At 55.1% G+C, this 11,655-nt stretch carries 8 protein-coding genes; 5 read left to right on the forward strand and 3 right to left on the reverse strand.

What is annotated here, in order from left to right; translation table 11 throughout:
• Positions 1–59: 59 nt before the first annotated feature.
• Positions 60–1,490, reverse strand: coding sequence for a 6-phospho-beta-glucosidase (locus ABLV08_RS16400; protein ID WP_032712147.1), 1,431 nt, complete (start codon positions 1,488–1,490; stop codon positions 60–62).
• Between the two features lie 249 nt (positions 1,491–1,739).
• Here ABLV08_RS16400 and purM point away from each other — a divergent pair, with 249 nt between their 5' ends.
• Positions 1,740–2,777 (forward strand): phosphoribosylformylglycinamidine cyclo-ligase, encoded by a 1,038-nt coding sequence (gene purM / locus ABLV08_RS16405; RefSeq protein ID WP_020078194.1) that lies wholly within the window; start codon positions 1,740–1,742, stop codon positions 2,775–2,777.
• Entirely contained in the window at positions 2,774–3,415 is a 642-nt protein-coding gene (purN, locus tag ABLV08_RS16410; protein ID WP_015370398.1) for a phosphoribosylglycinamide formyltransferase, read from the forward strand. The genes purM and purN overlap by 4 nt, the downstream gene beginning before the upstream one ends.
• 53 nt (positions 3,416–3,468) lie before the next feature.
• Here purN and ABLV08_RS16415 read toward each other — a convergent pair whose 3' ends face one another.
• On the reverse strand, positions 3,469–4,809 hold the full coding sequence (locus tag ABLV08_RS16415; protein ID WP_063410977.1) for a glycosyl hydrolase family 28 protein: 1,341 nt from the start codon (positions 4,807–4,809) through the stop codon (positions 3,469–3,471).
• Between the two features lie 420 nt (positions 4,810–5,229).
• Here ABLV08_RS16415 and ABLV08_RS16420 point away from each other — a divergent pair, with 420 nt between their 5' ends.
• Positions 5,230–6,681, forward strand: coding sequence for an MFS transporter (locus ABLV08_RS16420; protein ID WP_063410978.1), 1,452 nt, complete (start codon positions 5,230–5,232; stop codon positions 6,679–6,681).
• A complete protein-coding gene (locus tag ABLV08_RS16425) occupies positions 6,656–7,753 on the forward strand; it encodes a glycoside hydrolase family 88 protein (protein ID WP_015370395.1) in 1,098 nt (365 codons plus the stop codon). The genes ABLV08_RS16420 and ABLV08_RS16425 overlap by 26 nt, the downstream gene beginning before the upstream one ends.
• A gap of 5 nt (positions 7,754–7,758) precedes the next feature.
• Here the strand turns inward: ABLV08_RS16425 and ABLV08_RS16430 are convergent, their stop codons facing one another.
• Positions 7,759–9,417 carry a hypothetical protein gene (locus ABLV08_RS16430; protein ID WP_348856059.1) on the reverse strand — a complete coding sequence of 553 codons (1,659 nt, stop codon included), beginning with the start codon at positions 9,415–9,417 and terminating at the stop codon, positions 7,759–7,761.
• 177 nt (positions 9,418–9,594) lie between these two features.
• Here ABLV08_RS16430 and ppk1 point away from each other — a divergent pair, with 177 nt between their 5' ends.
• Positions 9,595–11,655 (forward strand): polyphosphate kinase 1, encoded by a 2,061-nt coding sequence (ppk1, locus tag ABLV08_RS16435; protein ID WP_015370393.1) that lies wholly within the window; start codon positions 9,595–9,597, stop codon positions 11,653–11,655.

Genomic DNA, 11,655 nt, shown 5'->3' on the forward strand with positions numbered 1-11,655 from the left:
AAAAAAGCCGGAGGTTCCCCTTCGGCCTTTATCTTTGACAAGGCTATGCTAGTTGGCGATTACAGATTTTCGCCGTTACTGGCAATAACCTGCTGATACCAGGCAAAGGATTTTTTACGGCTGCGGGCCAACGTGCCGCGACCGTCGTTATCTTTATCGACAAAGATAAATCCATAGCGTTTTTTCATCTCGCCGGTACCGGCGGAGACCAGATCGATACAGCCCCACGGGGTATACCCCATCAGATCTACGCCATCCTCCACTACCGCTTTTTTCATTTCGGCAATATGGGCACTGAGATACTCGATACGATACTGGTCATCCACGCTGCCGTCAGCTTCACGCACGTCAATGGCGCCAAAGCCGTTCTCAACGATAAACAGCGGCAACTGATAGTGATCCCAGAACCAGTTGAGCGAGTAGCGCAGACCAACCGGGTCAATCTGCCAGCCCCAATCCGATTTCTTGACGTACGGGTTGGAGACCAGGCTGGTACTTTCGTCGTAATCCAGGTGTGGATTATCGTCAGTCGCTTTGGTGGCGAAGGACATGTAGTAGCTAAAACCAATATAGTCGACGCAACCCTCTTTTAACGCCTGGCTATCGGCGTCGGTGATATCCAGCGTAAAACCGCGGCGCGCGAAGTAGTTGAGCAAATGCTGCGGATAGCGGCCACGCACGTGCACATCGGTAAACCAGTAACGACGATGCATAGCGTTCATCGCCATCATGATGTCGTCCGGCGCGCAGGTGAGCGGATAGATTGGACACATCGCGATCATACAGCCAATCTGCAGGTCCGAATTAATCTCACGTGCCGCCTTTACCGCCAGCGCACTGGCCACCAGTTCATAATGGGCAGCCTGAAACATCACCGGCTCACGGTCTTCTCCGGGCTGATACTTCAGGCCGGAGTTGGTAAAGGGGGCGAAATCTTCATGGAAGTTGGCCTGGTTGTTGATCTCGTTAAAGGTCATCCAGTACTTCACTTTGTGCTGATAGCGGGTAAACACCACCTTCGCGAAGCGGACAAAGAAATCAATGAGTTTACGGTTGCGCCAGCCGCCGTATTCAGTCACCAGGTGGTAAGGCATTTCAAAATGGGAGAGCGTGATCACCGGTTCGATACCATATTTCAGGCACTCGTCGAACAGATCGTCATAGAATTGCAGGCCCGCCTCATTGGGCTCCAGCTCATCGCCCCGCGGAAAAATGCGCGTCCAGGCAATTGAAGTACGGAAACACTTAAATCCCAGTTCGGCAAACAGCGCTACGTCTTCTTTATAACGATGATAAAAATCAATTGCCTCATGGTTGGGATAGTTATGACCAGGCAGTACGCCGTCGGTGATCGTTCGCGGCACCCCATGGGCGCCTGCGGTCATCACGTCAGCGACGCTAATCCCCTTCCCTCCTTCTTGCCAGCCGCCCTCAAGCTGATGCGCCGCTACCGCGCCGCCCCACAGAAAACCTTCTTTGAATCCGGACATATACTCTCCCTATAGACGATCGTTATGCGCTTTTCACCAAACAGAAACCGGTTTCATTGGCATAATGATCATTCATTAAAGGCGAGGCAAGCAGAAGACTGTACCCGGTTTCATTTTCGTGAACAGTATCAAATTTGCTCATCTGTTAGCCGTTTTAAATCGAGTGTAAAGCAGGCTCGCAAACGTTTGCTTTCCCTGTTAGAATTGCGCCGATTTTTCTTGCTACCGCAAACGCGTGGAGACTTCGCAGTGACCGATAAAACCTCTCTCAGCTATAAAGATGCCGGCGTGGATATTGATGCAGGCAACGCTCTCGTCGACCGTATTAAGGGCGTGGTGAAGAAAACCCGTCGCCCGGAAGTGATGGGCGGACTGGGCGGATTCGGCGCGCTGTGCGCTCTGCCGCAGAAGTACCGCGAACCGGTACTGGTCTCCGGTACCGACGGCGTCGGCACCAAGCTGCGTCTGGCGATGGACCTTAAACGTCACGACACTATCGGTATCGATCTGGTCGCTATGTGCGTCAATGACCTCGTAGTTCAGGGCGCCGAGCCGCTGTTTTTCCTCGACTACTACGCGACCGGTAAACTGGACGTGGATACTGCGGCAAGCGTGATCAGCGGCATCGCCGAAGGCTGCTTACAGTCCGGCTGCGCGCTGGTTGGCGGCGAAACGGCAGAGATGCCGGGTATGTACCATGGTGAAGATTACGACGTGGCCGGTTTCTGCGTCGGCGTGGTAGAAAAATCAGAAATCATCGACGGCAGCAAAGTGGCTGACGGCGACGTCCTGGTCGCGCTTGCCTCCAGCGGCCCGCACTCTAACGGCTACTCGCTGGTGCGTAAGATTATCGAAGTCAGCGGCGTTGATCCGCAGACCACCGACCTCAACGGCAAACCGCTGGCCGACCACCTGCTGGCGCCGACCCGCATCTATGTCAAATCGATTCTGAATCTGATTGCCAACGTCGACGTCCACGCCATCGCCCACCTGACCGGCGGCGGCTTCTGGGAAAATATTCCGCGCGTACTGCCGGACAACACCCAGGCGGTAATCGACGAGTCCTCCTGGCAGTGGCCGGAAGTCTTCAACTGGCTGCAAACCGCCGGTAATGTCAGCAGCCACGAAATGTACCGCACCTTTAACTGCGGCGTCGGCATGCTGGTCGCGCTGCCGGCAGCCGAGGCGGATAAAGCCATCGCCCTGCTGAACGAGCAGGGTGAAAACGCCTGGAAAATCGGTTACATCAAGGCATCCGATGCCGAACAACGCGTGGTCATTGAATGAAAAACATTGTGGTGCTGATTTCCGGTAACGGCAGTAATTTACAGGCGATTATTGATGCCTGCGCCCGGAAGCAAATCAACGGCACCCTGCGTGCGGTATTCAGCAATAAGGCCGAAGCATTCGGCCTTGAGCGTGCCCGCGAGGCCGGTATTCCGGCCTTTGCGCTCTCGCCGAAAGCGTTTGATAGCCGCGAAGCCTTCGACCGCGAGCTGATGCAACAAATCGATGTCTTCCAACCCGATCTGGTGGTGCTGGCGGGCTACATGCGTATCCTTAGCCCAGCGTTTGTTGGCCACTATCAGGGGCGCTTGCTGAATATCCATCCTTCTCTGCTGCCGAAATATCCAGGGCTGCATACTCATCGCCAGGCGCTGGAAAATGGTGATGAGGAACATGGCACCTCGGTGCATTTCGTCACCGACGAACTCGATGGCGGGCCGGTGATCTTACAGGCTCGGGTGCCGGTATTTCCGGAAGACAGCGAAGATGACGTTACCGCCCGCGTTCAGGCGCAGGAGCACGATATCTATCCGCTGGTGGTGAGCTGGTTTGTTGATGGCCGCCTGCGTATGGAAGCTAACTCTGCGTGGCTGGATAATCGCAAGCTGCCGCCGCAGGGCTATGCCGCCGAAGAATAAGTTCGACCTGCCCCGGAGCAATCGCCGGGGCACCTTCCTCTCTTATTTCCTCGCTAATTATCGCCGTTTTCCAGACATAGCGCGTTAGGGTTCCAGGCTGCCGGTAATGGTATCGGGCGCTGATAATCAAATTCGCGCAGTGTCAGACCCGCTACGCCGTTGGCGTACAGTACCGGCAAACCGCCGGGATAAGGCTCGACACCCCAAACTCGGCCGCTTTGCGGATTCAAACACCAGGCGTTATCAATCCCCATCCCGGTCGGCGACATCGGATTACACGGCGGGCGGATATCATAAAGCCCCTGCTCCGCTGCCAGGTTCAGCTTCTGGGTGAGCTGCACGCCGTCAAACAGAATGCGCCGGATCTGACCTGGCGTTTCACTATGCAGGTTTATCGCGCCTTCGCACTCGCCAACCAGCCCGCGGAACTGGATCTGTGAGATTTCGCCGGGTTCAATCGCCGGATCGCGACGGCGCGCGGAAAGGAAAACAGGGTCCGCCTCGCCCCAATGACAGGCCGGCACGCTCACGCAATCAAAAGCAATGCTGCTAAAAATCATCCGCCGTAGCCGCCCGCCGTCGCGGGATATCAGGCCAATGCCGCGATTGGAGTCAAAGATAGTGCAGTTACTCACCAGCACATCTTCAATATCCTGCCAGGTTTCAGTACCGATTTTAAAGGCGCAGCTTTTCGAGCGCAGCGTGCAGTTAACGATGGTTACCTGACGCAACGGTCGCTGGATCCGCTCAGGTTTATCGGTGGTCTTCAGACAGATGGCATCATCCGCCGCGCTGAAATAGCTATTGGCGATATGGACCTGCTGGCAGCTGTCGATATCCAGCGCATCGGTATTGGCCATCGTCAAATCGTTGTCGACGGTGACGCCGTCAACCACCACCCCCGTACAGGAGACCAGATGGATTGTCCACATCGGGGCATGTCGTACGGTGATGTTTTCCAGCCGGACGCGACGGCAATTCTCCAGCAAAATGATCCGCGGGCGCGCCGTGGCTGGCGTGCGGTAGCCCATGGCATCAACGCCACGGGAAAACCAGCCATCAGCGCTGCCGTAAATCTCGCCGCCTCCGCAGATAGTAATATTCTGCGCATCCACAGCATACAGAAAGGCCCGATCTGAAGATTCCGCCCGGCTCAGCGCCGTCGCCTGAGCAAAGTCATCATAGTTTTCGCTAACGATAAGCTCGGCGCCCGGCGACAGCCACAAACAGGTGTTCGAGCCTATCCGTAAACCGCCAAGCGCGTACCTGCCGCAATCAACCACCAACCGGCCGCCGCCCGCCTGCGCCAGTTCGTCCAGCGCCTGTTGAAAGAGTTCAGTATCAGGCGTCACGCCATCCGCATGGGGATGGCGCTGCGAAAGATAAATGTTCATAGCATGTCCTGGAAATCAACGTGGGGACTATCTCACCATCTCTCTCACCCTCAGCGTAGGGTCGAAATCGCTACCGCGGAAATATCTGCGTACCCTTTCACATTCGCCGTCACGCTCAGGGGCAAAACGTGAGATTACGCGCAAAATTTGCCTGCGGAAAAAATGAAAACAGGGCCGTTATCACAGTAAACGCCCTCTTAAACCGCAGAATATGTGAGCAACGTCACGGGATTTATTTCATTTTGTCGCCATTTGGCATGCTGCTCGCAGAACGGTACGAAAAACCGACTGTCGGAATTCTCGCCTCCCTCCCCCTCTTTTACTGTGCAACCTCGCATTCCTTACCAAAGAGATACGCTCATGACGAGGACAGTGACCCCGCAACGAGAAGTCAAAACCCGCAACATCCTCTGCTGGGGGATGGGCGATATTTTCGGCAGCGGCGCGATGACCATCACCGGCCTGTGGCTGCTCTACTTTTATATTGAAGTCGCCGGGCTCTCGCCCGCCGCCGCGGCCTCTATTTTCGCTATCGCCAAGATTTGGGACGGCATCACGGACCCGGTGATGGGCTACATTACCGACAACATTCGCACCCGTTGGGGGCGGAGACGGATCTTCTTTATTCTCGGCGCGCCGTTATCGCTCTGTTTCGCCCTGATGTGGATAAGTGGTTTTGGTTATGCCTGGTACCTTGGTACCTATCTACTATTCAGCACCGTCTTCACCCTGCTGATGGTGCCTTACGATACGCTGCCTGCAGAGATGACCACCCGCTATGATTTGCGCTCGAAAATGTCCGGCGCGCGAATGCTATTCGCTCAGGCGACAGCCTTTCTCGCGGCGCTGATCCCCGGGCAAATCATGGCCCACGTCGCCGATAAATCGCAGGCGTTTCTCTATATCGGCACTATCTTTGCCCTGCTTTTTGCCTTGCCGTGGATCTTCGTCTGGCGCGGTACCTGGGAACGTGAGCATCTCCCACTACCGCAGACGCAGCAAGGTTTAGGCAAAACACTACGTTCGCTGTATCGCGAAATGGCCTCTACCTTCCGTCTGCGGACCTTCCGTATTCATATCATGATGTATGTCGGTGGCGCGGTGGCGCTGGATATTTTCGGCTCGCTGTTTATGCACTATATGACCTACGTGCTACGTGTCGGCACCTCGCTGGCTTCGCAGGCCATGAGTCTGATGACGCTGTTTCAGTTCTTCGCGATCCCTTTATTTACCTGGCTTTGCATCCGCGTCGGCAACGGCAACGCCTATAAGGTGGCTATCGCGCTGATCCTCTGCGCGCTACTGTGGTTCAGCCAATTGACCGCTTCTTTCAGCCATCTTTCCTGGCTGCTGCTCGGCGGCGCAATCGTGATGGGCATCGCCCGCGGCGGCACCTATCTTATCCCATGGAATGTCTACAATTTTCTGCCCGATATCGATGAAGCTTACACCGGCGTGCGGCGTGAAGGGATCTACGCGGGGGTGATGATGCTGACGCGCAAATTCTCCCAGGCGCTGGCGCTGTTTATCGTCGGCCTGGCGCTGGAAGCCTTTGGATTCACCAAAGGCGCCGAAACGCAGAATACCGCCGCGCTGAATGGTATCTGGTGGGTATTCCTCGTAGGCCCCGGCCTGCTGGCCTTACTGGCAATGTATGGCGCGTTTCGTTTTCGCTTGAGCCAGCCGCGACATCAAATCCTGATTAGCGAACTGGAGCGTCTGCGCGCCGGTGGTCATCCACAGGATGCCAGCCCGCAGACCCGCGAAACTATCGAGCTACTGACCGGCCATCCTCATCGCAACGATCGCTGGCAACACGCCGCCGTTTCTTCTCAAGGAAATCACTATGTCGCAGAAAAACAACCGTCCTGAATTACAATCACTCATCGAAGCGCTAATCGGCAACTTAACCGCGATTACCGATGATAGCGGCGAGTATTTGCAGCGGCTGGCAGATGGCCGGGTGGTTGACACCAAAGGTTGGGACGGTTGGGAGTGGACGCATGGCATCGCCCTGTTTGGCCTGTTTCGCTACCAGCAACTGACAGGATCGCTTCGGGCTCGTGAACTTATCGACGGCTGGTTTAGCGCCCGTTTCGCCGAGGGTACGCCGGAGAAAAACATCAACACCGCTTGTCCGTTTTTAACCCTGGCGCTGTGCTATCAACAGACGCCGCGCAGCGACTGGCGCGCCTATCTGGAAAGCTGGGGAGATGCGATATATCGCCAGATGCCGCGTACCGAAGAGGGCTGCCTGCAACACGTCACCTATGAGAATCCCCATCATCAACAAATTTGGGACGATACGCTCATGATGGCGGTACTGCCGCTGGCGATGCTCGGCAAGATGTTTGATAAACCGCGCTGGGTAGAAGAGGCGAAATTTCAGTTTTTGCAGCACCTGCACTATTTAAGCGACCACCAAAGCGGCCTGTGGTTTCACGGCTGGCATTTCGACGGCAGACACCATTTCGCCGGCGCGCTGTGGGCCCGCGGCAATAGCTGGATAACGCTGGCGATACCGGAACTGCTGGAGATGCTTGAGCTCGACGAGCATGACGCCTTTTACCGCCAGTTGCAAAATACTCTGCAAATTCAGGTCAGCGCCCTTGCCCGCTGCCAGGCCGAAAACGGCCTATGGCCGACGCTGCTTAACGACCCGGATAGTTATCTGGAAGCCTCTGCGACGGCGGGCTTTGCCGCGGGTATTTTCAAGGCGGTGCGCCTCGGCTACCTCGACGATGCGTTTCTGCCGGTCGCCGGGAAAGCCTGCCGGGGCATTATCGAACATATCTCGCCGCAAGGAGAGTTAACGCAGGTGTCGTTTGGCACGGCGATGGGCAACGACCTCGACCACTATCGTAACATCCCCCTGACCGCCATGCCCTACGGCCAGGCAATGGCGATACTGTGCCTGGTTGAAGCGCTACGCCGCACGCTTTAATACGGCTATCTGAGCGCCGTCAGTTCGGTGCTCAGGCTATCCGCCAGATTACGTGCTCGTACAGGATCGAACATCACGTAAAACGCCGGTGAGGCCTCGCCTGTCTGCTGACAAAGCGTTTCCATTTCCGATGCGCAGCGATATAACGCCTGCACGTTAATATGGCAAATCTCCCGCATGCTCCAGCTGTTTTCCACCTCTCGGGCGAAGTGCAGAGTAAAGAAGGCCTTTTGCGCGTGGGTAAACGTCTGACAATAGAGCGCCAATCCCTGCCACTCCTCACGCCACCGAAGCGCCAGCGCGGCGGGAAAATCCGCCGTGAGAGCGAACGCTTGCGCTGCTTTCCCCAGCAGCTGCGCGCTGGCTGCGACTTCATCTTTTTCTTGCGCGATTTGCGTGAGATTAGCCATCGACTTCTGCGGGTCGTCGCGGGTGAAGTGGATATCCTGCGCCGAACCGGGTAACCAGTGACTGCGCGCCAGTTGTCCGTAAAGGCCCCACACCGCCTGGCCGTAGCTTTCAGGCAATTGGCTATGGCGATGGAAAACATGGTCTCGCACATATATTGACTGATAGAGCGTCTGCGTCGCCTGCTCAAGCAGCGACTGGAACTGCTGCGCGACATCGGCTGGCGGACACCAGCCGTAACGCTGCGCCAGCCATTGCACCAGTAACTGCTGCTGATTTTTCGCCGCCCCTTCGCCCAGCAACTGACTACAGGCGAAGAGATTACATTCGCTTAACGTCGCAGGGATCCAGTGATTATCGATACTTTCCCAACTGGTTTTACAGATAGCGCCGGTAATGCGCGGGTTGCGACTCTGACACCACAACAGTCGCCCCTGCAGCTCATCAATACGTAAAAACGGCATGACTCCCCATCCCACTTCTTCGCCGGCAAGATCGATATCGATCCATACATCTCGCGTCTGCACCGCCAACAGCGCCGGATTGTTAGGGAAAGCAGGCCAGAAACGTTCCGGCGTGAGTTTTATCGATACCGAAACCGCAGGCGGCAGCGGTTCAATCGCATCCAGCACGGCGCTGAGATCGTCATTGCTGGCAGGGAAGACACGCAGTACCAGATGCTTATTTTGCGCGGCTACCGCCTGACTCAGGGCGTTAAAACAGCGGCGGTAGATCATCAAGCTTTGCGCTGGCTGGCGGGGATCGTCGTGTTGTCTGTCCCACTGCGGACGAGAGATCGGTAATAATCCATCAGTACTGGAGAGCGCGATAATCAAACCGGTGAGCGCCGGTACGCTTTGACACACGGCGCGGATTTTGTCGGTTAACCAGCGGCTCCAGAAATCGACATCAAAACGCACCCCGCGCGGGGTATCCAGCAGTTCCGGATGCGCTAATAACAGTTCGGTCGGGAAGCTAAGTTCTTTCGCCTGCAGATAACATTGCAACCCCTGCTCACGGCAGCGTAACGCCAGCCGGTTGAGATAGATACAGCGCGCTCGTTGTTGGCTCGACAATCGGTCGTTATAGTCAAAAGGCGTATACCCCTGTGGCGAAACCAGCTTGCCAAATAACTCGGTCTGCCCCACCACCACGGTATTAAAATCATGCTCAATTGCGTATTCAATCAACCGACAGGCCGACGGCCAGTGCCAGATGTCCTGATTATTGAGCTCCAGCGCCCGCGTTTCCCACATTGTTTCGCCCTCCATTTCGCCCCTGACTGAACATAACGTAAGCAAACAAACGCGTCCGCTTTTTCCCGGCATCTGATTGCAAGAAAACTGTCATATTGCTTTGACATAGTTGGACATTCAATGGCAAAGCTCGCCATAATGAAAAAGCGACGTCAATGATCCGGAGTGTGAGTTGTAATGGGCCAGGAAAAGCTATACATCGAAAAAGAACTCAGCTGGTTGTCCTTTAACGAGCGCGTACTTCAGGAAGCGGCGGACAAGAGCAACCCGCTTATCGAGCGCATGCGCTTCTTAGGAATTTACTCCAATAACCTTGATGAGTTTTACAAAGTGCGCTTCGCTGAACTTAAGCGACGCATTCTTATCAGTGAAGAACAAGGTAGTACCGCCCATTCGCGTCATCTGTTAGGCAAAATCCAGGCCCGCGTGCTAAAGGCCGATCAGGAATTTGATGGTCTCTATAATGAACTGCTGCTGGAAATGGCGCGTAATCAGATCTTCCTGATTAACGAACGCCAGCTGTCCGTTAACCAGCAATCCTGGTTACGCAACTACTTCAAACAGTATCTGCGCCAGCATATTTCGCCGATTCTGATCAACCGCGAGACGGACCTGGTTCAATTCCTGAAAGATGATTACACCTATCTGGCGGTGGAGATTATCCGCGGCGATACCATTAACTATGCGCTGCTGGAGATTCCATCCGATAAGGTGCCACGCTTTGTGAACCTGCCGCCGGAGACGCCGCGACGCCGCAAACCGATGATTCTGCTGGATAACATTCTGCGTTACTGCCTGGATGATATCTTTAAGGGCTTCTTTGACTACGATGCCCTGAATGCATACTCGATGAAAATGACCCGTGATGCCGAGTACGATCTGGTACACGAAATGGAATCGAGCCTGATGGAGCTGATGTCCTCCAGCCTGAAGCAGCGCTTAACCGCCGAGCCGGTGCGTTTTGTCTACCAGCGCGATATGCCGGATGCGATGGTCGAAATGCTGCGCGATAAGCTCTCCATCTCGAACTACGATTCGATGCTGCCGGGCGGTCGTTATCACAACTTTAAAGACTTTATCGGTTTCCCGAATGTTGGCAAGGCCAATCTGGTCAATAAACCGATGCCGCGCCTGCGCCACCTGTGGTTCGATAAATTTCGCAACGGCTTTGACGCTATCCGCGAACGCGACGTACTGCTCTACTACCCATACCATACCTTCGAGCACGTGCTTGAACTGCTGCGTCAGGCGTCGTTCGACCCGAGCGTGCTGGCGATCAAAATCAATATCTACCGCGTCGCTAAGGATTCACGGATTATCGATTCGATGATCCACGCCGCCCACAACGGTAAAAAAGTGACCGTGGTGGTTGAACTGCAGGCTCGCTTCGACGAAGAGGCCAATATTCACTGGGCCAAACGTCTGACAGAAGCCGGCGTACACGTTATCTTCTCGGCGCCGGGGCTGAAGATCCACGCCAAACTCTTCCTCATTTCGCGTAAAGAAGGCGATGAGGTAGTGCGTTATGCGCATATCGGCACCGGCAACTTCAACGAGAAAACCGCTCGTATCTACACCGACTATTCGCTCCTCACCGCCGACGCGCGCATCACTAATGAAGTCCGTCGCGTGTTTAATTTTATCGAAAACCCTTACCGGCCAGTCAGCTTCGACTACCTGTTGGTGTCGCCGCAGAACTCGCGTCGTCTGCTGTATGAAATGATCGACCGCGAAATCGCCAATGCGCAGAATGGGCAACCGTCCGGAATTACGCTTAAATTAAATAACCTGGTCGATAAAGGGCTGGTGGACAGACTTTATGCCGCCTCCAGTACCGGCGTGCCGGTTAACCTGCTTATCCGCGGTATGTGCTCGCTAATCCCGGGTCTTGAGGGAATTAGCGAAAATATTCGCGTGATTAGTATCGTTGACCGTTTCCTTGAGCACGATAGGGTCTATTGTTTTGAAAACGGTGGTGATAAACAGGTGTGGTTATCCTCCGCCGACTGGATGACGCGCAATATCGACTATCGTATCGAAGTCGCCGTACCGCTGCTGGACCCGCGTCTGAAGCAACGCGTACTGGATATTCTCGATATCCTGTTCAACGATACCGTAAAAGCGCGCTATCTTGATAAAGAACTGAGTAATCGCTACGTGCCGCGCGGCAATCGCCGCAAAGTACGCGCACAGATAGCGATTTACGATTATCTCAAATCACTCGAACAACCCGATTAA

The organism is Klebsiella sp. CN_Kp088 (assembly GCF_040064335.1).
Classification (GTDB): Bacteria; Pseudomonadota; Gammaproteobacteria; order Enterobacterales; family Enterobacteriaceae; genus Klebsiella; species Klebsiella aerogenes.